Source organism: Fundidesulfovibrio terrae, assembly GCF_022808915.1.
Classification (GTDB): Bacteria; Desulfobacterota; Desulfovibrionia; order Desulfovibrionales; family Desulfovibrionaceae; genus Fundidesulfovibrio; species Fundidesulfovibrio terrae.
The window spans coordinates 37385-61234 of the sequence record NZ_JAKZFS010000002.1 but is presented as its reverse complement, the minus strand read 5'-3'; the positions used below and the strand labels follow the sequence as shown (position 1 = coordinate 61234).

The following is a 23850-nucleotide window of genomic DNA, read 5'->3' as shown; positions in this document are numbered from 1 at the left end:
CTGGCTTACGCCGCCCGCCGGAAAACGTGGCGCTCTCTTCCGGCGGCGCGACCATCGGGTTTTCGTTGGTTAGGGCCACAGGCTCCGGGAACGGATGGCGAGGCCCCGGCCCTAGGAGATATTGCGGCTCAGGGATTTGAGGATCTTCTGCTTGAGCACGGAACCGTCGATGGGCTTGACCATGAAATCCGTGACGTCGAGCTTCATGGCCTCCATGACCACTTGTTTGTCGGGCACGCCGGTGATCATGATGAAGGGGGTCTGGGCGTAACCGGGGTCCTGGCGCATCCGTTTGAGCAGGTCCAGCCCGTTGATCCCGGGCATGAGCCAGTCGGCCACGACGATGTCCACGTTTCCGGCCTTGAGCAGCTCCCAGGCTTCCTCGCCATTGCTGGCCTGAAGGATCTTCTGCAGGCCCAGAGGCTCGAGGATGCCGCTTATGATGCCGCGAATGATGGGCGTGTCGTCCACCACCAGCAGGCATGTATCCCCCAGAACACGCCTGAGACGCTGAATCGCGAGCTCGTCCATGGGTCATGGCTCCTTGTACGGCCCGAGTCCTGACCCGGGCGCGCCGATTGCCGTAGCGGGAACATGAAGGGTAGCAGATTCGGCTCGAGTTCCGCCAGCCTCTTCTTCACTTTTCCGGCATCCTTCCTCGCAACGCACACCTGCCCGGCGCTACGCGCATGCAGCCGCCCCAGCCGCGATGCAACGAGGCCGGGAGCCTGAACCCCCGGCCTCGAATATGGCGCGTCGTCGATTGAAGCGTCTATTTCGACGAAACGAGGTTCATCAGGCGCACCAGCTGGTGGGTGAACCCGGCCTCGTTGTCGTACCAGATGACCACCTTGACCATATTCTTGTCCAGAACGGAGGTCAGCAGGCCGTCCACCACGCCGCCGTGGGTGTCGCCCAGGTAGTCCACGGAGACCAGGGGCTCCTCGGTGTAGCCCATATTCTCGTTGGACTTGGACTTGAGCAGGGCGTTGACCTCTTCCTTGGTGACGTCCTTGGCCAGCTCGCAGGTCAGGTCCACGATGGAGCCGTCGGGGGTGGGGACGCGGATAGCGTAGCCGTCAAGCTTGCCCTTGAGCTCGGGCAGCACGATGGTGGCGGCCCGGGCGGCCCCGGTGGTGGTGGGGATGAGCGAGAGGCAGGCGGCGCGGGCCCTGCGGGGATCCTTGTGGGAGCCGTCCAGGATGCGCTGGCTCATGGTGTAGGAGTGGATGGTGGTCATGATGCCGTGCTTGATGCCGAAGGCGTCGTTCAGGGCTTTGGCCACCGGAGCCAGGCAGTTGGTGGTGCAGGAGGCCGAGGAGATGATGTGGTGCTTGGCCGGGTCGTATTCGTGCTCGTTGACGCCCATGACGATGGTGCAGTCGGGCTCCTTGGCCGGAGCGGAGATGATGACCTTCTTGGCGCCGCAGGCCATGTGGTGGCTGGCCTTCTCGCGGTCGCAGAACTTGCCGGTGGTGTCCACCACCAGGTCGATGCCGTGCTCGCCCCACTTCCATTCGCAGGCGCCGTGACGGTTGACCAGGATCTCCTTGCCGTTGACCGTGATGCCCTCGGCCCAGGTGCCCACCTTGGCCTGGAAAGTGCGGTGGACGGAATCGTACTTGAGCAGGCGGGCCAGCTCTTCGTTGCTGGCGCGAGCGTTGATGACCACGAGATCGTAATTCTTGTCGTCCGCCAGAAGCCGGGTCAGATAACGGCCGATGCGGCCGAAACCGTTAATGCCAATCCTGGTCGCCATGGATGTGCCTCCTTGCGGGTAGCTCTACGCGTCTTGAAAGTTCCGGGAAAAACTCGGGCGTCCCGGATTCGGGGACGCCCGGTGATGAGTCCTTGGTTTTACGCCTTGCCGGAGCAGCCCAGCACGTTCTTGATCTTGTGGGCCACCATGTCCCGCACGGCGTCGCGGGCGGGTCCGAGGTACTGCCGGGGATCGAAGTGTTCCGGATGCTCGGCGAAATATTTGCGGATGACCGCGGTCATGGCCAGGCGGATGTCCGTGTCGATGTTGATCTTGCACACGGCCATGGAGGCGGCGCGCCTGAGCATCTCCTCGGGCACGCCCTTGGCGCTGCCCACGGCCCCGCCGTAGGTGTTGGCCATGGCCACGAACTCCTGGGGAACCGAGGAGGAGCCGTGCAGCACCAGGGGATAGCCGGGCATGAGCTTGCCGATCTTCTCCAGGCGGTCGAAGTCGAGCTTGGCCTCGCCCTTGAACTTGTAGGCCCCGTGGCTGGTGCCGATGGCGATGGCCAGGGAGTCGCAGCCGGTGCGTGCAACGAACTCCACGGCCTGGTCGGGATCGGTGTACACGCTGTGCTCGGAGCTGACCTCGTCCTCCACGCCCGCCAGGCGGCCCAGTTCGGCTTCCACGAAGACGCCCTGGGCGTGGGCGCACTCCACGACCTTCTTGGTCAGGGCGATGTTCTCGTCGAAAGGCAGGTGCGAGCCGTCGATCATCACCGAGGTGAACCCGGCCTTGATGACCATTTCGCAGATCTCGAAGTTCTGGCCGTGGTCCAGGTGGAGCACCACCGGCAGGTCGGTGTCCTGCATGGCCGCTTCCATGAGCTTGATGATGTAGTTCTCACCCGCGTACTTGCGCGCGCCGGCCGAGACCTGGAGGATGAGCGGGGCGCGTTCCTGGTTGCCCGCGGCGATGATGCCCTGGACGATCTCCATGTTGTTCACGTTGAAGGCGCCGACGGCGTAGCCTCCGGCGTAGGCTTTCTCGAACATCTCTTTGGGCGATACCAGGGGCATGACGCTCTCCTCCTTGACGGGGCGTGGCGAATTGATGACGTGGTCGAAAACTCGGCGAAAAGCGGCGCGAAAAGCGCCGCGGCAGGGGATTATAGGCTTGCGAACGGTTTTTTGTCAATGAACAGCGGGTTTTCCCGGCATGCGCGGCCGGCTCGTTGACACGGCCGTTCCTTTCGCCCACAAGCGATCATGGAGGTGCCGCCATGGCCGACATCAAGGGAAGCAGGACCGAACGCAACCTGCTCGCCGCCTTCGCCGGGGAGTGCCAGGCGAGCGTCCGCTACGCCTTCTACGCCAAGAAGGCCAAGAAGGACGGGTACGAGCAGATATGCGCCGTTTTTCAGGAGACGTCCGAGCAGGAGCGGGCCCACGCCAGGCGCATGTACAAGCTCATGGGCGGGCTCGCCGCCGAGGTGGCCATGCCGCTTCACGCCCACGACGTGGGCACGACGCTCGAAAACCTCACCCTGGCCGTGGCCGGGGAGACCCGGGTGGGCTACGAGACCTACCCGGCCTACGCGGCCGAGGCCCGGGCCGAAGGCTTCGCCGAGGCGGCCCTGGTCTTCGAGAACATCGCCAAGGCCGAACAGTTCCATTGCGCGCGCTACAAGGCCCTGGCCGAAAACATCGAATCCGGGCGGGTGTTCGCGCGCGAGGAGCCGGTCACGTGGATCTGCCGCCACTGCGCCTGGACCTACGTAGGCAAGAACGCCCCGGAACGCTGCCCGGCCTGCGACCACCCCAAGGCGCACTTCGAGGTCGCACGGTCCGGCTGGTGAGGAGGAACGCGCGGATCAGGCCCGGACGGAACCGGCGACCTCCCGCGCCTCCGAAGCCACGGAGGGCTGGTCCGCGAGGGCTCCGGCCAGGGCGAGCGCGCTCACCGGCTTCTGCAGCACAAGGTCCGCCCCGCCGGTGAGGGTTCCCGATTCGTCCCGGTCCGTGAGCAGCACCAGCCGGACGCCGGGGCGCATCCCCCGGCAGGATTCCAGGAAGGAGCGCCCGGACATGCCATGCAGATCCTCCCCGGCCAGGACCGCGTCAAAGCGGTCCCCCACCCGGGAGAAGGCGCTGAGCGCCTTGGCGGCGTCGCGCATCATGGTGGCCTTGTAGCCGAGTTCGCTCAGGGTCATGGCCAGGGCCCGGCGCGAGAACGCCTGGGTGTCCACCACCAGGACCCGCCGCCCGTCCGAGGGCAGTTTGCCGGCCGGCCCCGGCCCGGCCAGGGGCAGGTACACCTCGAACCGGCTCCCCTTGCCCAACTCGCTCTCCACGAACACGCCTCCCCCCAGCGACCGCACGGTGCCGTGCACCGTGGACAAGCCCATGCCCGTGCCCTCGCCCGGGCGCTTGGTGGTGAAGAAGGGCGTGAAGATGCGTTCCATGAGGGCCTTGTCCATGCCGTGCCCGGTGTCGGCCACGCTCAGCACGGCGTAGCCGCCGGGAACGAGCGCGCGGCCCGAGGGACCGCCCCCCGGAGTCACCTCGCGCCGGGTCAGCCCGATGGTGAGCGTGCCCCCCTTGCCTTGCATGGAGTGCACGGCGTTGTCGGCCAGGTTGATGACCATTTGGTGCACCAGGCTCGGGTCGGCCAGGATCTCCAGGGGCTCCTCTCCCGGGTCCATGCGGGCGTCCACGTCGGGGGGCAGCCCGGGCCGCAGCAGGCGCAGGGCCTCCCGGACGATGGGGCCCAGCTCGATGCGCGCCGCGCGCAGGTCGCCGCGCCGGCTGAAGACCAGGATCTGCTTGATGAGCTGGCGGGCGCGCCCCCCGGCCTGCAGGATCTCCTCCAGAGGCCTGCGCAGGATGTCGCCCGGATTCAGAAGCTGCATGCCCACCTCGGCGTTGAGCAGGATGGGAGTGAGGATATTGTTGAAGTCGTGGGCGATGCCTCCGGCCAGGGTGCCCACGGCCTCGAGCTTCTGGGCGCGGCGCAGGCGTTTTTCCAGCCGGTCGTGGGAGGCCACGTCGCGCAGGAGCACGACGGCGTTGCACACCCGTCCGGATTCGTCGCGTATGGGCGAAAAGACCGCCTCTGCGGACATGGGCCGGCCGGAGGACTTGCCGTCCTTGATGGGCCCGGTCCATTCCTGCCCGGCGCCCAGGGCCTGCTGGATGTCGCGCGCCGGCAGGGGCGGCCTGGAATGTGCGAACAGATCGAAAAAATACCGCCCCAGGATGTCCAGGCGCTCAAGCCCCGTGATGCGCCCGAAGGCCGGATTGGCGTACTCCACGGCCCAGGTGCCGCCCGTGACGATGGCCACGCCTTCCACGGCCTGCTCCACGGCCGTGGCCAGGAGCATGCGTTCGGACTCGGCCTTCTTGCGGGCGGTGATGTCCTCCAGGACGCCTTCGAGGCGCTTGCGCCCCCCATCCTCCCGGACGAGCCAGGTGTTGGCCGCGACCCATATCCCATGGCCGTCGCGGTGGCGCAGGCGGATCTCGTAACGGTCCACCGAGCCCCGCTCCAGCAGCACGGCTATCAGCCGGGCTCGCGCCCCGGGTTCGGCGTAGAGCTGGCTGCCGATGTCTGTGATGGAGGCCACCAGCTCCTCGGGACTGGCGTAGCCGAGCATGCGGGCCAGGGCCGGGTTGGCCCATACGAAACGCCCCTCCATGGTAGACTGGAAGACTCCCTCGCGGGCGTTTTCGGTGATGCTGCGAAGCCTGGCCTCGGACTCCTTCAGGGCGCGCTGGGCGCGCATGCTCGCGGTGATGTCGCTCATGACGGCGAACAGCACGGTGCGCTCGCCCACCTCGATGCGGCTGATGCGGATGTCCATGTCGCTGATCTCGCCGTTCGCCCGCAGGTGGCGACACACCGCCACCCGGCAGCCGATGTCCCGGCACTGCTCCACCACCGCCAGGTGGCATTGCGGCCCATCCTGGCAGATCTGGCGGAAATTCATGGAACGCAGGGCGTCCGCGTCCCAGCCGTAGTAGCTCACCGCCGCGTCGTTGGCGTCCAGGATCTCCAGGGACACGGGATCCAGCAGCAGCATGATCGCCACGTGCCTGCGAAACATGGCCTCGAAAAGGCCCTGTTCGCGCTGGCGGGCCCTCTTCAGGCGTTTGCGGTCCTCGATGTCGTAGGCACAACCCACTATCTCCAACGGTTCGCCGTCCGGTCCCCGGCGAAGGACCACCGAATCGCGCACCCACCGCCACTGTCCGTCCTTGCGGCGCAGGCGGTATTCCAGGCTCAGCTCGCCCGTGGCGAAGAGCCGCTCGAAGGACGCGAACACCCTGGGCGCGTCGGACGGGTGCAGCAGGGTGCGCCACAGTCCCGGAGGGGCGAGGTATTCCTCCTGGGTGTAGCCCAGTTCGCGCTGCACGTTGGCGCTCACGGTGAGGGTGCGCATGGTCTTGGGGTCCACGGTGTAGATCACCGCGGGCCCGAAGCTCATGACATGCCCGAATTCCGGGGGAAAAAGGCTGGCGGTGTCTTTCATGAATCGTGGGGTCCGGGGCCGGCCCGGCGGGTCAGGCTGGAATGGAACGCGAAACTGGAACGGATGTGGTTCTTCACGAAATACATGGCCTCGTCGGCTTTGTTGATGAGCTCCCAGGGATCCTGGCCGTCGTCGGGATAGATGCTTATGCCCACGCTGCCGCCCGGGCCCTTCTCCCCGTCCAGGCTCGCGTAGGGACGGCCCAGGGTGTGTATGATCTTGCGGGCCACCTCGGCCGCGCCGGACTCGCCCTTCTGGCTGGGCAGCACCACCACGAACTCGTCCCCGCCCACGCGGGCCACCGTGTCCGAGGCGCGCACGGACTCGGACACCCGCCCGGCCGCTTCCTTGAGCACCTTGTCGCCCACTGCGTGGCCCAGGCGGTCGTTCACGGCCTTGAAATTGTCCAGGTCCAGGAAAAGCACCGCCACCTTGACGCCCTCTCGCCGGGCCGACTCCAGCACTCGCGAGAGCCTGTCCATGAGCAGCAGGCGGTTGGCCAGCCCGGTGAGCGGGTCGTGGAGCGAGGCGTGATGGGCCTTCTCCTCCATGTCCTTAGCTCCGGTGATGTCCTGGATGATGCCGTCGTAGAACACCACCCGCCCGAAAGCGTCGCGGCGGATGACCGGCGTGTTGCGCACCCAGCGGACGCCGCCGTCCTTGTGCAGGATGCGGTGCTCCAGGGGCGGGCAGTCCTCACCGCGCAGCAGGCGCTGGGCCTGCTCCACCACGGCCGCGCGGTCCTCCTCGTGGACCATGCGGTACCACAGCATGGGGTCGTCCGCGAATTCGGCGGCGCCGTAGCCCGTGAGCCGGATGCACCCGGCGCCGTGGGTGGTGGCGGCCGCTTTGCCGTTCTCCACCTTTACGGTGTAGACGTAGTCGGTTACCGTCTCCAGGAGCTTGCGGTAGCGTTCCTCGGACTCCCGGACAGCGGACCAGGCATGCTCGAGCCTTTCGGCCCTAAGCCTCAGTTCGCCGATTTCGGCCAGGAGTTCTTCCGAGTTCCTGCACGCTTCGCTCATGTTCTTCACGTTTGCTCCAAGCCGCTGCCGCCGTCAACACGTGGCTCGGGACGACGGAACATTCCGCCAACCCCAACCAGCCCCATCCATACGGGAGACCCCATGAAAACCGAACTCAAGCCCAAGCACTACGAGATCATGCGCGCCAAGCACCCCGCCTACATCGAGGCGGTGGAAACCCTGGGCAAAGCCGTGCGCGACACCGGTCCGCTGGATGAAAAGACCCTTCTTTTCGTGCAGTTGGGCGCGGCCGCCGCTTCGCACTCTGAAGGGTCCGTGCTGTCCCACGCCCGCCGGATCATGGCCGCAGGGGCCAGCCTGGAGGAAGTCTACCACGCCCTCATGGGCCTGACCTGCACCATCGGTTTCCCCACCGTGGCCGCGGCCATGAGCTGGGTGCGCAAGAATCTCGAGAACGACTAGGACCGCGCGGCCGCCGGCCGGGATGAAGGGCCCGGCGGCCGCATCGAGACATCCCGCATGGACGCCGCCCCCAGAAGCCACACCGCATTCCTGCGCGACCCGGACCTGCCGTTCGTGGAGTCGCGCGATACGCGCATCGCCGGAAGCCCCTTCGGCACCCACACCCACGAGACCTACTCCGTGTCCGTGGTGCAGGAAGGGGCCACGCTGCTCGGCTGCCGTGGTGGGCAGTGGCTCATGGGCCCGGGCGCGGCGGTCTTTTTTCCGCCGGGCGAGCCCCACGCCTGCAATCCGCAGCCCGGCCAGACGCTCAAGTACCGCAAGTTCTACCTGGAGCGGGGCTGGTTCGAGGGCCAATTGGCCCGCGCCCGAAGCCGCTTGACGGCTCCGGCAGGGCCGGACGATCCGCCCGGCGGCCCGGCCCGACCCGACGCCCGGGACCATGCCGGACTCCCCGGCTGCGGGGAGGCGCTGGCGTTCGACCCGGCGGTCCCGGCCGTGCTGGACGACGGAGACGCGGCCCAGGCCTTCCTGCGTTTCGGCCGCGCCCAGGACCAGGGCGCTTCGGGGGCTGAGAAGCTGGCCCTGCTGGAAGACGCCTTAGAGAAGCTCTTCACCTGCCGGGAGACGGTCAGGCTTTCGGGCGGACCGCCCAGGGCCGAACGCCGCGCGGCGACGCTTGCCGCGCGCATGATCGCGGCCAGGGCAACGGACAGGATCAGCCTGAGCGAGATGGCGGCGGCCTGCGGGGTCTCGGCCTGCCATCTGCCGCGCGTGTTCCGCGAGGCATACGCCGTGACGCCCCACGCCTACCAGAACCAGCTGCGCGTGGAGCTGGCCAAGCGGATGCTGGCGGGGGGAACGCCCATTGCCCAGGTGTCGGCCGAGGCCGGGTTCGCGGACCAGAGCCACCTGAACCGGGTGTTCCGGCGCTACACCGGGGCCACGCCCAGGCAGTATATGTTGGGGTCGAGGAGGTGAGGGGAATTCGGGGTGTAAAAAGTAAAGTTAATTTCACACGCAAGACCAAGCCACAACCAACAACTTTTGTATTAATTTCGACGTTCAATGTCTTTTATAGGGGCCTGCTTGATGGATGAAACACCTGACTTGCATAAATATGTTGTGGCCGTTGGCAAATACTATTCCTCCGGTACGCGCCCCTATCAAAACCTACCTGGCTACCCAACCTTCGAGAATTTAATTGGATTATCGCAGGATCAAATATTTCAACCATGCACACGCCTTGTTTTGCTTGGTGGCCCCGGCACGGGGAAGACGACAAGTTTAGACATGCTTGCTTATGAAGCAGTCAAAAAGCACGGAATCATCCCGATATTTGTTTCACTAAGAAATTATAGCAGCTCACTGTCTGACCTGCTGGATGCATCTATTGCGCGCTTTGAATCAAACTTGAATTTCGACATCCTATCAACAAAAACAGCTCCAAATTCCTTGCTGTTTTTATTTGACGGCTTTGACGAGTTGACACCACTCTTCTCTGACAAAGCAATGCGCGAAATACTTGGTATCGACTCAAAATACACTGACAGCATAATTATTATCACCTCTCGTCACGGGTACAATACCCACTTGCTCACTACTCGTGGATGGCAATCAGCAGAAATCCCACTCCTAACAAACGAACAGATTGTTCGTTTCTTACAAGAAGTACCCGACCATGAACGGCTGCTTGCATCTATTGAATCGGACAAAAAACTCATGAACTTAGCAAGGCACCCTTTGTTCTTAATAACAATCAGGAACGCTCACAAATATGGAGTTGGCACGAGGCAATACTTGTTTTCTGAGATGCTAAGATACTCCACTTGGCGTGACCACACAAAATCACTCATCCCGGCGAGAATTGATCCAAAAACAGTCGAAAGCGCCCTCAGTGCACTTGCATACAAAATGTTAATGAACGGAGATCGCCTTATCCCTCATGAAGAAGCAACAAAAATATGCCAGGAATTTGTAGCAAATAAAAGTGACGTTGAGCTACTTATCAATATTCTTCTCGACTCCGGCATGCTTATACAGGAGCATGACCGCCTCAGGTTCTTCCACTTAACGGCCCATGAAACACATGCCGCCTTATACTTAAAAGAACAAATACATAATCCTGGCGTTAACACCGAAATTGATGCGAAACCTCTTTTTTCAACAATTCTCAAGAAACCTGTCTTCCGAGAGGTTGTGCGAATTCTCACCGCATTACTTTCAACAACTGAACTATCGATGTTTTTTGACATTCTTGGCTCGAAACTTTCCGATACAATTATGGAGATATGCGGCGACGTACTCTTGGACCGCATGCCTACAGATTTAGTTATCGGAAACCAAGAAACAAAAAATATTGCTCTAGCAGCCAAAGCGGTTGACAGCTTCACATCTAAATATGCATCTGAACGGCCAGACATCCTCGTTTTCGCAGTACACGGGATCAACACTCGCGGCACATGGAAAAACGATCTGGGCTTCGAGTTAACGTTCGCCACAGACGGGCATAGGTTTTTGTATATGCCGTGGGATTATGGCGACGCGAGGCTCGGCATAATAGACCCTTTTTCTAGAAGGAAGTGGGTCGGGCAATTTCATCAGTTTTACAACAACACTATTTCTAGATTTGCGGTCAAACCACAAATTGCTGTTGTGGCCCATAGTTTCGGCACCTATATTGTATCAAAAGCATTGACTAGATTTCCAGGAATAGAATTTGACAGAATCTTGCTACTGAGCGCTGCGATGCGCAGGGACTTCGACTGGTCTCGTGTTTCATCTAGATGCGGCCGTATTTTAAGTATAATTTGTGGTGAAGATTGGCCTCTAAAAATAGCGCGTTTTCTTCCTTTCATTGGTTCTGCCGGACTCGATGGATTCGACAAAAAATTTCACTTTTTGTCCGAAAGAATTGAATGCTTGTCTGAGCATAGCGATGTATTCGGAACACCGTATATGAGAAAAGTTTGGATTCCTTTTTTTCGCGACGGAACATGTGATTAACAAATACTCTTCTAATAAGACGATTCTTTTTAGAATTTAACTTACTAAGTTTGCATGAAAGTGAGCAAGTCGCCAGCCCTCCCTTGCCCACCCTTTGCGCAATTTCGTCCAAGAAATCCCCCCTGCGCCGGGCTATCCCTGCCCCCGCGCCGCCGACCGGCGGCCGCAACCACCACTCATCCAGGGGGATCACGCCATGCTTCGCGGCCGCTCCGCTGCCTACCTGCCAGCCTATCTGGCCCTTTGCGCCAGCGTCCTGTTCTGGGGACTTTCCTTCACCGCCTCCAAGATAGCCCTGCAAAGCCTCTCTCCCTTCGCGGTGCTCTTTTTGCGCTTCGCCCTGGCCTTCGTGCTGCTCCTGCCCCTGGCCGCGCGCCGGGGCCTGCCCCGGCTCTCGCTCACCGGCCACGCCAAGGTGCTGGCCATCTGCATTCTCTTTCCCGGCTGCTACTTCGCCCTGGAGATCCTGGGGTTGCGCCTGACCACGGCCACCAACGCCTCGCTCATCGCGGCGGCCATCCCCATGATGGTGCTGGCCCTGTCCAGCCTGGCCTCGCGCGTCTTTCCCGGAACGCGCAGCGTGGCCGGAGTGGCCGCCTCGCTTGCGGGAGTGGTCCTCCTGGTGGGCGGAGGAGGCGGCCCGGTCAACGCGGGCGACGCCATGATGCTCGGGGCCGTGTCCTCGGCCTCGGTATACATGGTGGCCACGTCCCGGCTGTGCGAGAGCGTCTCGCCCGTGGACCTGACGATGCTGCAGATGTTCTGGGGAGCCGTGTTCTTCCTGCCGTTCTTCCTTTCGGACGTGCCCCGTTGGGACGCGGTGCCCCTGGCGGCCCTTGCGGCCGTGGCCGGGCTCGGCATCTTCGCAACGGTGGGGGCATTTTTGGCCTACAACTTCGCCCTGTCGCGGGTTCCCGCGGCCACGGCGGCGCTTTTCATCAACGCCGTGCCCGTGGTGGCCGTGGCCGGGGCGGCCCTGGTGCTGGGGGAGAGCGTCGGGATCGGCCAGATGGCCGGGGGCGGGCTCATCCTGGCCTCGGTGTACGCGTCGGCCCGCCCCGGAGCTTGACGCGAGGGGGCATTTCACGCACACGGGGGGAAGTTTCGGACGATTCACTACGGCATCGCGAGGACCGCCCCCATGATCATGGACTGCATGAAGACCGCCGATCCCCAGATGATCGAGATGTTCCGCCCCTTCGGACTCAAGATGGAAGAGCAGGGCATCCCCCCCATCGTCATCAATATCTTCAAGTGCTATTTCTCGAGACTGCTCTACGGCGCCCAGGGCAAGCTGCCCGAGGACGACCTCCTGCCGCTCACCGACCACGAAGTCCCGGAGTACGACACCCTGGCCTCCTACGCCGAGGTGGGCCGCCAGGCCATGCCCCACGCCGTGGTCATCAAGCTGAACGGCGGCCTGGGCACCTCCATGGGCCTGGAAAAGGCCAAAAGCCTCATCACGGTCAAGGACCACATGAGCTTCCTGGACCTGATCCTGGCCCAGATGCGCGCGCTGCGCGAGAAGCACGGCAAGCCCATCCCGCTTCTGTTCATGAACAGCTTCAAGACCCACCTGGACACAATGCTCAAGGTGGAGGGCTTCGACAACGGCCCCGGCGGCATGCCCCTGGCCTTTTTGCAGCACCGCTACCCCAAGATCCTGCACAAGGACCTCTCCCCCGCCGTCTGGCCCGGCAACCCGGAGCTGGAATGGAACCCGCCGGGACACGGCGACCTGTACACGGCGCTCGTGACCTCCAAGGTGCTGCGCAAGCTCCTGGAGCGGGGCTACCACTACGCCTTCATCGCCAACTCCGACAACCTGGGCGCGGTGATGGACGAGCGGCTGCTGGGCTACATGGTCAAGGAGGGCGCGCCGTTCCTGATGGAAGTGGCCGGACGCACCGCCTCGGACCGCAAGGGCGGCCACCTGGCCAGGCTTCGCACCAACGGGCGCATGGTGCTGCGCGAGATCGCCCAGTGCCTGGAGCGCGACCTGGACGCCTTCCAGGACATCACCAAGCACCGCTTCTTCAACACCAACTCCCTGTGGATCGACCTGCGGGCCATGGAAAAGGTCTTCGTGGCCAACGGCATGATGCCCCTGGACCTCATCCTGAACCCCAAGACCCTGGACCCGCGCGATCCCAAGTCCCCGGCGGTCATACAGATCGAGACCGCCATGGGCTCGGCCATCTCCGCCTTCGAGAGCGCCCTGGCGGTGAAGGTGCCGCGCACCCGCTTCGCCCCGGTCAAGACCACCGCGGACCTTTTGGTGGTCATGTCCGACTGCTACGAGGTGAGCCCGGAGAAGACCGTGGTGCCCTCGCCCAACCGCGAAGGCTCCATGCCGGTGGTCCACCTGGATTCCAAATTCTACAAGAAGATCGATGATTTCACGGCCCGCTTCCCCCAGGGGGCGCCGTCGCTGATTCACTGCGAGAGCCTGACAGTGAGGGGCGACGTGCTCTTCGAGGCCGGGGTGAAGGCCACGGGCAAGGTCCACGTGATCAACGAAACGGGCAAGCAGGCGGTGGTGCGCGAAGGCACCGAACTCTCGGGAGAAGTGAGGCTCTAGGCCATGCGAATCCTCCTGGTCGAGGACGACCCCCAGGCCGCGTCCTACCTGACGAAGGGCCTCAAGGAACACGGCGTGGGCGTGGACCACGTGGCCGACGGCCGCGAAGGCCTGTTTCGGGCCACGGCGGGCGGCTACGACGTGATCATTCTGGACCGCATGCTCCCGGGCCTGGACGGGCTGTCCATCCTCAAGGCCGTGCGCGCCGCCGGGGACACCACTCCCGTGCTTGTGCTCTCGGCCCTGTCGGACGTGGACGCGCGCGTGGAGGGGCTGCGGGCGGGCGGCGACGACTACCTGACCAAACCCTTCGCCTTCGCCGAGCTCATGGCCCGGGTGGAGGCTCTGGGACGCCGCGGCCGGGCCGAGAAGCCCCTCACCGTGCTCGCCGTGGCCGACCTGGAACTGGACCTCACCGCGCGCACCGTGAAGCGCTCCGGCAAGCCCATCGACTTGAAGCCCAAGGAATTCTCCCTGCTGGAATACTTCATGCGCCACGCCGGGCAGGTGGTCACCCGCACCATGCTCCTGGAGCGCGTCTGGGACTACGCCTTCGACCCCCAGACCAACGTTATCGACGTGCACGTCTCCAGGCTCCGGGGCAAGATCGACAAGGACTTCGACAAGCCCCTGCTCCACACCGTGCGCGGGGCGGGATACATGCTCCGTGACCCGTCCGACGGCTCCTGACATCCGCCCGCGTGAGGCTGGCCCCGCGTGATCCGTCCCAAGGTACTCAAGACCTTCAGCTTCCGCCTGGCCCTGTGGTATGTGGCGCTGTTCGCCGTGTCCGCCACGGTGGTCTTCGGCTTCATCTGGTGGGCGGCCGTGACCTTCATGCTGGGCCAGACCGACGACATCATCGAGTCCGAGGTGTGGAGCCTGGTGGAGCAGTACGACGAACGCGGCCTGGCCGCACTCTCCATGCAGATCTCCAGCCGCCAGCGCAACGAGGCGTCGCGCTCCAACATCTACCTGCTGGTGGACCGCGAGATGCACTATCTGGCTGGCAACATGCGCCAGTGGCCGCCCGGAATCGAACCCAAGGGCTACCCCGAGTGGCACACCATCCCCGTCACCGCCGCCGACGATCCCAAGCCGCTGCAGGCCAGGGTGCGGGTGGTGACGCTCATGGGCAAGATCCACATGCTGGTGGGGCGCGAGCTCTCCGACGTGATGCGCGCCCGGGCCATCATGGCCATCGCCATGGCCACTGGCATATGCATCACCGTCGTCATGGGGCTCATCTGGGGCAACGTCATGAGCGTGAAGCTCCTGCGCCGCCTGGACGAGATCAACGACGCCAGCCGCGAGATCATGGGCGGAGCCATGGGCAAGCGCATCCCGCTGTCAGGCTCGGGCGACGAGTTCGACCGCCTCGCCGCCAACTTAAACGACATGCTCGACCGCATCGTGGAACTTCTGGCCACGGTGCGCCAGGTCTCGGACAACATCGCCCACGACCTGCGAAGCCCGCTCACCCGGCTTCGCTCGCGCCTGGAACTGGCCCTGCTGGAGCCCCAGGACACCGTTTCCCAGCGCCAGGCCATGGAGGAAGCCATCGACCAGGCCGAATCCATCATCGCCACCTTCAACGCCCTGCTCACCATCGCCCGGGCCGAATCCGCCGCCGCGCGCGACAACTTCGAGGAGCTGGACCTGTCCGTCCTGGTGCGCGACGCGGTGGAGCTCTACGAGCCCCTGGCCGAGGACAAGAACATCGCCCTGGCCGTTTCCGCCCTGGACGGCCTCATGGTCTGGGGCAACCGCCACCTGCTCTCGCAGGCCGTGGTCAACCTGCTGGACAACGCCGTGAAGTACACGCCCGAGGCGGGGGCCATCCGGGTGGGAGTCTGCCTCGAGGAAAACGGATGCGCTTCGCGCAAACCCGCCCAGCCCGGAGCCTTGCCCGGGCGCGGCCAGGAAGCAGCCACTGACAAGGGAGCGGGAGGGGAAACGGCGAACCTTGCCGGAAACGGCGCCCAGGGGGGGAACGGGGGATGCATCGTGCTGTCCGTGGCCGACACCGGCCCCGGCATCCCCGAGGCCGAGCGGGCCAACGTGCTCAAGCGCTTCTACCGCCTGGACGAAAGCCGGGGCACGCCGGGCTCGGGCCTGGGGCTGTCGCTGGTGGCCGCCGTGGCCCGGCTGCACGGAGCGAAACTGGAATTTAGGGAGCAAAGCCCGGGCCTTGAAATTCTCGTGGCCTTCCCGCCCGCGAGCCGCGTGCGCTCTTCCGAGACGCGGCCGGGCGACTCCGTTCAATAATTTTTCATCCTGTAGCGCAACGCTCCCGCCGATTCGGCGAGCGCCCTGATCCTCGTGCGCAGGCCTTCCGGCAGGGCGTCCGTCATCCGCACGTTCTTGAAGCGCAGGCAGCGCTGCTCGATCATATTCCAGGAGACGAACGCCAGCAGCAACGTGACCGCGAACGAAGCGAACATGAGCGCCCACGCGCCGATGCCCTGAACCGCCGCCGCCAGGGACTGCTGGACCGGGAACGCATAGATGTACATCCCGTAGGAGTAGTCGCCCGCCCGGTTGTAGTGCTTCAGAAACCCCGACGGCGCATAGGCCAGGCAAAGGACCATGTACGGGACGACCAGGCTGTACACAGGGAAAAAGTACCCCTGGTGGTAGGCCAGAACGATGGACGCCGCGCACACGGCGAAGGCCCTCCAGTCGAGGGCGATCCACTTCCGCAGTACGTAGTAGGCCCCGCCCGAGAAAAACAGGTACCCCAACCGCCAGTCGGACCCCTCCACGAACCGGCCGCCGTCCTTGAGAAGCATGTACGGCAGCCCGCCCACAGCCACGCACACCACGAAGATCGAAACAAACGTCCGCCTGGACTTGCTGATCGAAAAGAGTATCCAGGCCAGGGCGAGCTTGTAATACAGATGCACTTCCCTGGGTAAAGTCCACAACGATCCGTTCACTCCGGCCCCGAAGGGATTGCCTTCGAACACGCCGGGAAGAAACGAGGCGTAGCCCCAGAATATGGTCGAATTGTACTTCAGGTACTCGATGGTCTTGTCGTTCAGGAGGAAATCCTTCGCGCCCAGGGTCGTGAAGAACAACCCGGCCACGGCCACGGTGATCACCACGGACACGAGGAGCGCCGGATAAATCCGCAAGATTCTCGCCTTGATGAAGGCCAGGATGCTGCCCCGTTCCACAAGGCTCCTGGTGACCAGAAATCCGCTGAGGACGAAAAAGACATCCACCGCCATGCTTCCGGGAGTCATCCCGATCAGGCCGCGCAACGGCTCGGCCGCAGCGGAACCGGTGGCGAGGGCGAAACTGTGGCTGACCAGTACCGCCGAGGCCGCGCAGAACCTGATCAGATTCATGTTGTTGTTCTTGTCGCCGCAGATTGCCCCGAGATTTCTTGCCATGCCTTCCCCATGCTCCGCCGGGCGGAGACTGTCCCTCATAAAAAGTTGTTATATGTAACTCTGCTCTGTCACCACAAGGTCGGGCCTCCGGAAGATGCTCCTTCCAGATACCCCCCAGGCAGAGCCTTTCCCTGCCCGGCGACGGGCAGAATGAACTTCTGTTCATTTCCGGGAAACATTCCTGTCATTTACGAGTTCTAATTGCTCCCATCACGGAAGCGGCCTCCGCTTCACTTTTCAGGAGAGTATCCATGCACCGGACGAAACCTGTCAGAATCGCACTCCTCTGCTCGCTCATGCTCCTCTTCGCCGCGGGACAGGCCCTGGCCGAGATGCCCAAGCTTGCCGACCTGGCCGAAAAGGCCGGACCGGCCGTGGTGAACATCTTCACCGAGACCGCGCCCAAACAGACCCAGCGTCAGCCCCGCATGCAGATTCCGCGCGGCACGCCCTTCGACGACTTCTTCGACCAGTTCGACCAGTTCTTCAACCAGCAGCCCCAGCGCCGCCAGCGTTCCCTGGGCTCGGGCTTCCTCATCTCGGCCGACGGCTACATCCTCACCAACAACCATGTGGTGGAGAAGGCCGACAAGGTCAACGTGAAGCTCCAGAAGGGCGAAAAGACCATCCAGGCCAAGGTGATCGGCGCGGACCCCGACACCGACCTGGCGCTCATCAAGATAGACAACGGGAACGACCTGCCCTTCCTCAAGCTCGGCGACTCCGGCAAGATGCGCGTGGGCGACTGGGTCATGGCCATCGGCAACCCCTTCGGCCTGTCGCACACGGTCACGGCGGGCATCGTCTCGGCCAAGGGCCGGGTCATCGGGGCCGGACCTTACGACGACTTCATCCAGACCGACGCCTCCATCAACCCCGGCAACTCAGGCGGGCCGCTGCTCAACCTGGACGGCGAGGTCATCGGCATCAACGCGGCCATCATCGCCTCAGGCCAGGGCATCGGCTTCGCCATCCCCTCCAACATCGCCAAGGAAGTGGTGGCCCAGCTCAAGAGCAAGGGCAAGGTGCAGCGCGGCATGATCGGCGTCACCATACAGCCCATGGATGAAAACACCGCCAAGGCCCTTGGCCTGTCCTCGGACAAGGGCGCCCTGGTGAGCCAGGTCAACCCCGGCAGCCCCGCCGAGAAGGCCGGCCTGGCCTCCGGAGACGTCATCACCGAGGTCAACGGCCAGCCCGTCACCGACGCCCACGACCTGACCACCCGCATCGGGGCCATGGCACCGGGCTCGTCGGTGAACCTCACCTACCTGCGCAAGGGACAGTCCAAGTCGGTGAAAGTGACCCTGGTGGAACGCGACACGAAGCAACTCGGCCAGTCCGGCGACGAAAACGCGAGCCCGGCCGGCGACACCCTGGGCATGTCTCTGTCGCCCACCGACCCCCGCAACGGAAAGCCAGTGGGCGGACTGCTGGTGCTGGGAGTCGAAGCGGGCTCCCCGGCCGCCGAGGCGGGCATGCGCAAAGGGGACGTGATCCTGGAGATCAACCAGCGTCCCGTGACCAGCCCCCAGGAAGCCGCCGCCATCATCGCCAAGGAAGGAAAGGCCAACGGCGCGGTGCTGGTGCTGATCAAGCGCCAGGGACAGCACGTGTTCCGCCCCATTCCCGTGCAGTAAACAACTGTCTCCCATGCCGGGCGGGGACTTCAGCCACCCCCGCCTGGTCCTCCTCCACCCTCGCATCAGCCCCCCCGTCCTGGGGGGGCTGGTGTTTGCAGGACCCGCCAGGTTGCAAGCCTCGTCACCATCTGCTACCGATCCAAAATTCCGGCGCATGCCGAAAGTGAACGATTTCACAACATTATCATCGGAGACACGCATGGATCGCAGGTCCCTGCTGGAGATGTTCTCCTTCGGCAAGAAGTCCGGGGAGCCGCAACCAAGGCCGGTGCGCTACGCCATGGTGATCGACATGCGGCGCTGCGTGGGCTGCCAGGCCTGCACCGTGGCCTGCGCCATGGAGAACCGCACGCCGCTCGGAGCGCAGCGCACCAGCGTCGGCGATTTCGAGGTCGTGCAGGACGCCAGGCCCCGCAAGGTGCTGGCCCCGAGGTTGTGCAACCATTGCCAGCGCCCGCCCTGCGTGCCCTCCTGCCCGGTGGGGGCCACGTTCCAGCGCGAGGACGGCCTGGTGCTGGTGGACCCCGCCAAGTGCGTGGGCTGCGGCTACTGCGTGCTCAACTGCCCCTACGCCGCCCGCTTCCTCAACCACCAGGCCAAGACCGCCGACAAGTGCTCCCTGTGTGCCCACCGCCTGGGCGCGGGGCTTCTGCCCGCCTGCGTGGAGACCTGCATCGGCAAGGCCCGCGTCGTGGGCGACATGAATGATCCCGACAGCGCCGTGGCCAGGCTTCTGGCATCGGCCGGGGACGGCGTCCGGGTGCTCAAGCCCGAGGCCAAGACCGAGCCCCGGGTCTTCTACGTGGGGCTGGCCGCCTCCGAGGCCCTGCCCCTGGAGGCCCCCGGCGTCCCCGGTCACATCCGCGTCACCGAGGAGAACTTCCGATGAACCCGGCCATCGAACTCACCGCGTTCCGCGCCCTGCCCGTCTGGGAGCTGTCCGCCGCGCACTACCTGCTCATGATCCAGGCCGGGGCATGGGCCCTGCTGGCCGGATGCATCCCCAAGGCCTTGAAGCTCCGGCACTCCCGGAACCTGCGAGCCTGGGCCGTGTTCGCGGCCACGGGCCTGGCCCTGGCCGCGCCGCTCAACCTCGTGGCCGAGATGCTCTCGCCGGAGCGCTTCCCCACCATGCTCTACCGCGTGCACCCCACCTCGCCGCTCTCCTGGGGCGTGGCGGCCATACTGGCGCACTGCGCCGTGGGCCTGGCGCAGTGCTGGATCATTTTCAAGGGCGACGCCCCTGAGCGCGTCCTGTCCGCCCGCCTGGCCTGCCTGGCGGCCCTGGGAGCCGTGGCCTACACCTGGATCGAGGTGGACCACGCCGTGGGGATCGCCCTGTGGTCCGGCCCCTGGCCGTCCGCCACCCTGGCTGCGTCCGGGCTGGCCGCCGGAATGGCCGTGAGCCTGGGGCTGGCCCGCCTGTCCGGAACCGTGGCGGGAATCGTGCCACGGCTCGCGGCGGCGCTGGCCTGCGCCGTGGCCGGGATCGCCCTTTTCGCCTGGGGCACGGTCGAAGCCTGGCCAGGCCTGCCGGGCTGGCCCCTGGGCACGGCCCTGTTGGCCGGGGGCAGCGGCGCGCTGCTTCTTGCCGCCGCCCTTTTCCCGCGCAAGCCGGACTCGAGGCTCGTCTGGGCCTGCCTGTTCGCCCTGGCCGGGGCCTGGGCCGCGCGGGTGGGCATACTCGCCGCCGGGCAGGCCGCGTCGCTTGGGCGCAACTTGGGCGAGCCGCACCTGGCCGGGCATGCCGGTGTGCTCACCGCCCTGGCCCCCATGGCCCTGTGGGTGTTTTTCATGTTCGCGGCGTCCCTGATGACCAGCCGCATGCCGGGCCTTAGCGCCCGCGCGGGAGGCCAGTCATGAGCATCACCCGCCGCGACGTTCTCAAGGGCCTGGGCGCGGCAGGCGCGCTCAGCGTCTTCGCAGCCGGATACGAGCCCGTGCTCGAAAGCATCGTCCAGGCAACCCTGAAGCCGGGCAAGGCGCCCGCCTCCCCGTCGCTTGCCCCGGAGGCCACGGTGGACAAGGCCACCGGCCAGGTGACCCTCAACCCGGACCAGTACCTGGCCGGGAGCATCTGCGTGGGCTGCACCTCCGTCTGCGGCGTGCGCGTGCGCGTTGACCGCAAGACCGGGCGCGTGCTGCGCGTCTCGGGCAATCCCTACCACCCTCTGGCCGCGCAACCGCCCGTGGCCTACGAGGCGGGGCTTGCCGAAAGCGTGCGCCAGCTCTCCGGCCACCAGGAAGGGGGCCTTGCCCGCCGGGCCACGGCCTGCGGCCGGGGCAATGCAGTGCTGGACAAGCTGACCGATCCGTACAGGGTGCTCACCCCGCTTAGGCGCGTGGGGCCTCGCGGATCGGGCAAATGGGAGCCCATCAGCCTTGAGCGCCTCGTGGAGGAGATCTCCCAGGGGGGCGACCTCTTCGGAGAAGGCCCGGTGGACGGCCTGGCCTCGCTCTTGACCGGCGAACCGCTCAACACATGGGCCCCAGAGTTCGGCTCGAAAGCCAACCAACTGGCCTTCATCTTCGGCTACGCCAACGGCCGCATGCATTTCGCCCAGCGCTTCGCGGCGGGAGCCTTCGGCACCGTTAACGTGGCCAACCACCAGGGCAACTGCGGGCTCAGCATGCGCGCTGGATACGCGGCCATGCTGGGGGACTTCCAGGAATACCCGCACCTGAAGCCCGACTACGACCACTGCGAATTCTACCTGTCCATCGGCTCTGCTCCGGCCAATGCGGGAAACCCCTTCATGTACCAGGCCGCCAAGGTGGCCCAGGCCCGCGCCGAGGGACGCATGAAGCTGGTAGTGGTGGACCCGGTGCTCACCAACTCCGACAACCGCTCCTGCAGCGACCGCACCCGCTGGGTGCCCATCCGCCCCGGCACGGACGGGGCGCTGGTCATGGGCATGATCCGGCGGATGCTCGAAACCGGCAAGATCAACACGGCCTACCTGGCCTGCCCCGGACCCGAGGCCGCCAAGGCCATGGGCGAGGCGTCCTGGTCCAACGCGGCGCACCTGGTGTCGGCCGATCCGGCGGCCCCCGATTTCGGGCGGTTCCTGCGCGCCAGGGACCGCTTCCCCGACGCGTCCGAAAACGCCCTGCTGGTCCTGGACGAGGCCACGGGGCAGCTCGCGCCCCACGACACGGCCACGGGCCCAGCGCGCATCTACTTCAAGGGCCGGGTGGAGACGGGGGGCAAGGCCGTCCCGGCCAAGACCGCCCTGCAGCTGCTTCTGGACGAGGCCCTCTCGCACACCCTGGCCGAGTACTCGCAGGCCTGCGGGGTGCCCGAGGCGGACATCATCGCCCTGGCCGACGAGTTCGCCTCCCACGGCAGACGCGCCGCCGCCGACTGCCACGGCGGCACCATGCACTCCGGGGGCTTTTACACGGCCTACGCCGTGGCCCTGCTGAACGCCCTGGCCGGAAACCTCAACCGCAAGGGCGGCACGGGGATCGGCGGGGGCAAGTTCAAGGACTTCGGCCCCGGACCCCGCTACGACCTGGCCAACTTCCAGGGCAAGGCCAAGCCCGGAGGCGTGCGCCTGTCGCGCCAGGGCTTCCCGTATGAGAAGACCACCGAATACCGCCGCAAGAAGGAAACCGGGCAGAACCCCTACCCCACCCGCGCGCCCTGGTATCCCTTCTCCAACTCGGTGCAGTCGGAATACCTGCCCTCCGCCCTGGACGGCTACCCGTACAGGCTCAAGGCCTGCCTGTTCTGGGCCACAAACCCGGTCTACGGCCAGGCCGGGCTCATGAACTCCTTCGCCAAGGACATGGCCGACCCCAGGCGCATCCCCCTCATGGTCTGCGTGGACGCCTTCATGACCGAGACCGCCGCCCTGTGCGACTACGTGGTGCCCGACGTGGCCCTGTACGAGGGGTACGGCTGCGCCACGCCCTGGGCCGGTCCCCTGGCCAAGGTCTCGAGCGTCGCCTGGCCCTGCGTGGCCCCCCCCGTGGCCCAAACGCCCCAAGGCGACCCCGTGTGCATGGAGACTTTCCTCATCGCCCTGGCCAAACGCCTGAATCTCCCCGGCTTCGGCCCCGGGGCCATCAAGGACAAGAACGGCGGCCTGCACCCCCTGGAGCGCCCCGAGGACTGGTACCACCGGGCCGTGGCCAACATGGCCTTCGACGCGACGCCCGTGCCGGAGGTCACCCCAGAGGACCTGGCCGCCACCGGCCTGGACCGGCTGGAGGAAAGCCTGCGCCGGGTGCTCCCGCCCGAGGAATGGGCGCGCGCCGCCCAGGTCTACAGCCGGGGAGGCCGCTTCGAGCCCGTGGACAAGGGCTGGCAGGGAGACCTGCTGGCCGCGCGCTGGGAAAAGCCCGTGCAGATATGGAACGAGACCGTGGCCCGCGCCGTGAACTCCATGACCGGCAAGCGCTTCAAGGGCACCGGCACATGGATGGAGCCGGGATTCTGCCAGGGCACGCCGCTGCGCGAGCTCTACCCGCTGGAGAAGTGGCCCTTCAGCCTGATCTCCACCAAGTCGCAGCTCATGGCCGCCGGGGCCGTGGGATCGAAGCGCCTGCACGCCATCCGCCCCGAGGGCGAAGTGGCCGTGAGCGCAACCGACGCCGAACGCCTGGGCCTGTCCACCGGGGACATGGTCCTGGTGGAGACTCCGGGCGGCTCCGCCCGGGCCCGGGTCACGGTGCGCCGGGGCGTCATGGAGGGCGTGGTTGCCGTGGAGCACGGCTACGGCCACTGGGCTCTTGGAGCCCGGGCCGTGGAGATCGGCGGCGAGGCGAAGCCCGCCAGCCCGCTTCGCGGGGCCGGGCTGGCCTCGAATATGCTCGGGATGGAAGACCCCTTCAGGAAGGGGCGCTCCACCCTGGGCGACGTGGCCGTGGGGTCCAACGCGCGCAACGCCCTGCCCGCGCGGATCGTGAAGATATGATGAGGGGACTTTCGAACGAAGCCCTTTTCGACGCGGGAGCGGCCCTCCTGCTCAAGCTCCCCCAGGAAGAACTGATCGGGCAGGCCGCGGCCGCATTGGAGTTCGCAGCGGGGCCGGGAGAGCTGGCGCTTGCCCGGGAGGACTGGAACGAGCTGTTCTTCGTGCCGTCGTCGGGGCGCTACCTGCCCCCGCTGGAATCGGCCTTCCGGGAGAAACGCCTGGGTGGTCCCCACGCGGCGGACGCCCTCGCGGCCTACCGCGCGGCCGGGTTCGATCCCGCCAGGCTTGACGTGGACCAGCTGTGGCGTCCCGCCCCTCCCCCGGACCACCTAGGGGTGGAGCTGGCTTTCGTGAGCGCGCTCATCGGCTCGGCCTCCCGCCGCCCCGAAACGGCGGAGGGACTGCTCGCCTCGGCCGCGCTCTTCCACGCCGCCCACGTGGCCCCCTGGGCAGGGGACTACGGCATGGAACTCGAGCGGAAAGCGCGCAGCGAAACCTTCCGCGCCCTGGGACGGCTGTTCGGAAACCTGGCCGCCTGGACGCCCGATCCCTCCGCGAGCTGACGCGCTACGCCGTCCGCGCCAGCCATTCCCGTCACGCCCCTGAAAAGAAACGGGCG

General features: G+C 65.4%; 19 protein-coding genes. 13 read left to right on the top strand and 6 right to left on the bottom strand.

The features are described from left to right. Positions 1–111 precede the first annotated feature (111 nt). The 3 genes from ML540_RS07465 to fba all read right to left on the bottom strand — a co-directional run bounded on the left by ML540_RS07465 (position 112) and on the right by fba (position 2781). A complete protein-coding gene (locus tag ML540_RS07465; RefSeq protein WP_243359735.1) occupies positions 112–531 on the bottom strand; it encodes a response regulator in 420 nt (139 codons plus the stop codon). A gap of 241 nt (positions 532–772) precedes the next feature. Continuing rightward, positions 773–1759 carry a type I glyceraldehyde-3-phosphate dehydrogenase gene (gene gap, locus ML540_RS07460; RefSeq protein ID WP_243359734.1) on the bottom strand — a complete coding sequence of 329 codons (987 nt, stop codon included), beginning with the start codon at positions 1757–1759 and terminating at the stop codon, positions 773–775. 98 nt (positions 1760–1857) lie between these two features. Further along, the gene (gene fba / locus ML540_RS07455) at positions 1858–2781 is read right to left on the bottom strand and encodes a class II fructose-1,6-bisphosphate aldolase (RefSeq protein ID WP_243359733.1); all 924 of its coding nucleotides are present in this window, start codon (positions 2779–2781) and stop codon (positions 1858–1860) included. Between the two features lie 203 nt (positions 2782–2984). Here fba and rbr point away from each other — a divergent pair, with 203 nt between their 5' ends. Then, positions 2985–3560 carry a rubrerythrin gene (gene rbr / locus ML540_RS07450; RefSeq protein WP_243359732.1) on the top strand — a complete coding sequence of 192 codons (576 nt, stop codon included), beginning with the start codon at positions 2985–2987 and terminating at the stop codon, positions 3558–3560. Positions 3561–3575: 15 nt separating this feature from the next. On the opposite strand, the gene ML540_RS07445 is transcribed toward rbr, so the two are convergent. After that, positions 3576–6233: a hybrid sensor histidine kinase/response regulator gene (locus tag ML540_RS07445; RefSeq protein ID WP_243359731.1), complete on the bottom strand. Its 2658-nt coding sequence runs from the start codon at positions 6231–6233 to the stop codon at positions 3576–3578. Next, entirely contained in the window at positions 6230–7258 is a 1029-nt protein-coding gene (locus ML540_RS07440; protein ID WP_243360843.1) for a sensor domain-containing diguanylate cyclase, read from the bottom strand. The genes ML540_RS07445 and ML540_RS07440 overlap by 4 nt, the downstream gene beginning before the upstream one ends. Before the next feature lie 102 nt (positions 7259–7360). On the opposite strand from ML540_RS07440, the gene ML540_RS07435 reads away from it, so the two are divergent. The 7 genes from ML540_RS07435 (at position 7361) to ML540_RS17780 (ending at position 15536) form a co-directional block, all read left to right on the top strand. Next, entirely contained in the window at positions 7361–7681 is a 321-nt protein-coding gene (locus tag ML540_RS07435) for a carboxymuconolactone decarboxylase family protein (RefSeq protein ID WP_243359729.1), read from the top strand. Positions 7682–7738: 57 nt separating this feature from the next. Further along, positions 7739–8662, top strand: a complete 924-nt coding sequence (locus tag ML540_RS07430; protein WP_243359727.1) for an AraC family transcriptional regulator — start codon at positions 7739–7741, stop codon at positions 8660–8662. 111 nt (positions 8663–8773) lie between these two features. After that, complete coding sequence (locus ML540_RS07425) at positions 8774–10687, top strand: NACHT domain-containing protein (protein ID WP_243359726.1); 1914 nt, start codon at positions 8774–8776, stop codon at positions 10685–10687. Between the two features lie 196 nt (positions 10688–10883). Then, positions 10884–11756 carry a DMT family transporter gene (locus ML540_RS07420; protein ID WP_243359724.1) on the top strand — a complete coding sequence of 291 codons (873 nt, stop codon included), beginning with the start codon at positions 10884–10886 and terminating at the stop codon, positions 11754–11756. 72 nt (positions 11757–11828) lie between these two features. Continuing rightward, positions 11829–13268 (top strand): UTP--glucose-1-phosphate uridylyltransferase, encoded by a 1440-nt coding sequence (locus ML540_RS07415; protein ID WP_243359723.1) that lies wholly within the window; start codon positions 11829–11831, stop codon positions 13266–13268. 3 nt (positions 13269–13271) lie between these two features. Then, the gene (locus ML540_RS07410) at positions 13272–13958 is read left to right on the top strand and encodes a winged helix-turn-helix domain-containing protein (protein ID WP_243359722.1); all 687 of its coding nucleotides are present in this window, start codon (positions 13272–13274) and stop codon (positions 13956–13958) included. Positions 13959–13985: 27 nt separating this feature from the next. Then, on the top strand, positions 13986–15536 hold the full coding sequence (locus ML540_RS17780; RefSeq protein ID WP_341482633.1) for an ATP-binding protein: 1551 nt from the start codon (positions 13986–13988) through the stop codon (positions 15534–15536). Here ML540_RS17780 and ML540_RS07400 read toward each other — a convergent pair. Then, positions 15530–16666: an acyltransferase family protein gene (locus tag ML540_RS07400; RefSeq protein ID WP_243359721.1), complete on the bottom strand. Its 1137-nt coding sequence runs from the start codon at positions 16664–16666 to the stop codon at positions 15530–15532. The genes ML540_RS17780 and ML540_RS07400 overlap by 7 nt on opposite strands. A gap of 251 nt (positions 16667–16917) precedes the next feature. Here ML540_RS07400 and ML540_RS07395 point away from each other — a divergent pair, with 251 nt between their 5' ends. The 5 genes from ML540_RS07395 (at position 16918) to ML540_RS07375 (ending at position 23794) form a co-directional block, all read left to right on the top strand. Next, positions 16918–18306 (top strand): DegQ family serine endoprotease, encoded by a 1389-nt coding sequence (locus ML540_RS07395; protein ID WP_243359720.1) that lies wholly within the window; start codon positions 16918–16920, stop codon positions 18304–18306. A gap of 202 nt (positions 18307–18508) precedes the next feature. Next, complete coding sequence (locus ML540_RS07390; protein ID WP_243359719.1) at positions 18509–19198, top strand: 4Fe-4S dicluster domain-containing protein; 690 nt, start codon at positions 18509–18511, stop codon at positions 19196–19198. Beyond that, a complete protein-coding gene (gene nrfD, locus ML540_RS07385; protein ID WP_243359718.1) occupies positions 19195–20172 on the top strand; it encodes an NrfD/PsrC family molybdoenzyme membrane anchor subunit in 978 nt (325 codons plus the stop codon). Before ML540_RS07390 ends, nrfD begins: the two co-directional genes overlap by 4 nt. Beyond that, on the top strand, positions 20169–23231 hold the full coding sequence (locus ML540_RS07380; protein WP_243359717.1) for a molybdopterin dinucleotide binding domain-containing protein: 3063 nt from the start codon (positions 20169–20171) through the stop codon (positions 23229–23231). The genes nrfD and ML540_RS07380 overlap by 4 nt, the downstream gene beginning before the upstream one ends. Then, positions 23231–23794, top strand: a complete 564-nt coding sequence (locus ML540_RS07375; protein ID WP_243359715.1) for a molecular chaperone TorD family protein — start codon at positions 23231–23233, stop codon at positions 23792–23794. Before ML540_RS07380 ends, ML540_RS07375 begins: the two co-directional genes overlap by 1 nt. Positions 23795–23850 lie beyond the last annotated feature (56 nt).

What these genes read in the sequence shown, in the direction of transcription:
- ML540_RS07390 (WP_243359719.1), top strand. Translation starts at nt 18,509, where the DNA reads ATGGATCGCAGGTCCCTGCTGGAGATGTTCTCCTTCGGCAAGAAGTCC.
- ML540_RS07415 (WP_243359723.1), top strand. Translation starts at nt 11,829, where the DNA reads ATGATCATGGACTGCATGAAGACCGCCGATCCCCAGATGATCGAGATG.
- ML540_RS07440 (WP_243360843.1), bottom strand. Translation starts at nt 7,258, where the DNA reads ATGAGCGAAGCGTGCAGGAACTCGGAAGAACTCCTGGCCGAAATCGGC.
- ML540_RS07395 (WP_243359720.1), top strand. Translation starts at nt 16,918, where the DNA reads ATGCACCGGACGAAACCTGTCAGAATCGCACTCCTCTGCTCGCTCATG.
- ML540_RS07465 (WP_243359735.1), bottom strand. Translation starts at nt 531, where the DNA reads ATGGACGAGCTCGCGATTCAGCGTCTCAGGCGTGTTCTGGGGGATACA.
- ML540_RS07425 (WP_243359726.1), top strand. Translation starts at nt 8,774, where the DNA reads ATGGATGAAACACCTGACTTGCATAAATATGTTGTGGCCGTTGGCAAA.
- gap (WP_243359734.1), bottom strand. Translation starts at nt 1,759, where the DNA reads ATGGCGACCAGGATTGGCATTAACGGTTTCGGCCGCATCGGCCGTTAT.
- ML540_RS07410 (WP_243359722.1), top strand. Translation starts at nt 13,272, where the DNA reads ATGCGAATCCTCCTGGTCGAGGACGACCCCCAGGCCGCGTCCTACCTG.
- ML540_RS07380 (WP_243359717.1), top strand. Translation starts at nt 20,169, where the DNA reads ATGAGCATCACCCGCCGCGACGTTCTCAAGGGCCTGGGCGCGGCAGGC.
- ML540_RS07375 (WP_243359715.1), top strand. Translation starts at nt 23,231, where the DNA reads ATGAGGGGACTTTCGAACGAAGCCCTTTTCGACGCGGGAGCGGCCCTC.
- fba (WP_243359733.1), bottom strand. Translation starts at nt 2,781, where the DNA reads ATGCCCCTGGTATCGCCCAAAGAGATGTTCGAGAAAGCCTACGCCGGA.
- ML540_RS07445 (WP_243359731.1), bottom strand. Translation starts at nt 6,233, where the DNA reads ATGAAAGACACCGCCAGCCTTTTTCCCCCGGAATTCGGGCATGTCATG.
- ML540_RS07430 (WP_243359727.1), top strand. Translation starts at nt 7,739, where the DNA reads ATGGACGCCGCCCCCAGAAGCCACACCGCATTCCTGCGCGACCCGGAC.
- rbr (WP_243359732.1), top strand. Translation starts at nt 2,985, where the DNA reads ATGGCCGACATCAAGGGAAGCAGGACCGAACGCAACCTGCTCGCCGCC.
- ML540_RS07400 (WP_243359721.1), bottom strand. Translation starts at nt 16,666, where the DNA reads ATGGCAAGAAATCTCGGGGCAATCTGCGGCGACAAGAACAACAACATG.
- ML540_RS07435 (WP_243359729.1), top strand. Translation starts at nt 7,361, where the DNA reads ATGAAAACCGAACTCAAGCCCAAGCACTACGAGATCATGCGCGCCAAG.
- ML540_RS07420 (WP_243359724.1), top strand. Translation starts at nt 10,884, where the DNA reads ATGCTTCGCGGCCGCTCCGCTGCCTACCTGCCAGCCTATCTGGCCCTT.
- nrfD (WP_243359718.1), top strand. Translation starts at nt 19,195, where the DNA reads ATGAACCCGGCCATCGAACTCACCGCGTTCCGCGCCCTGCCCGTCTGG.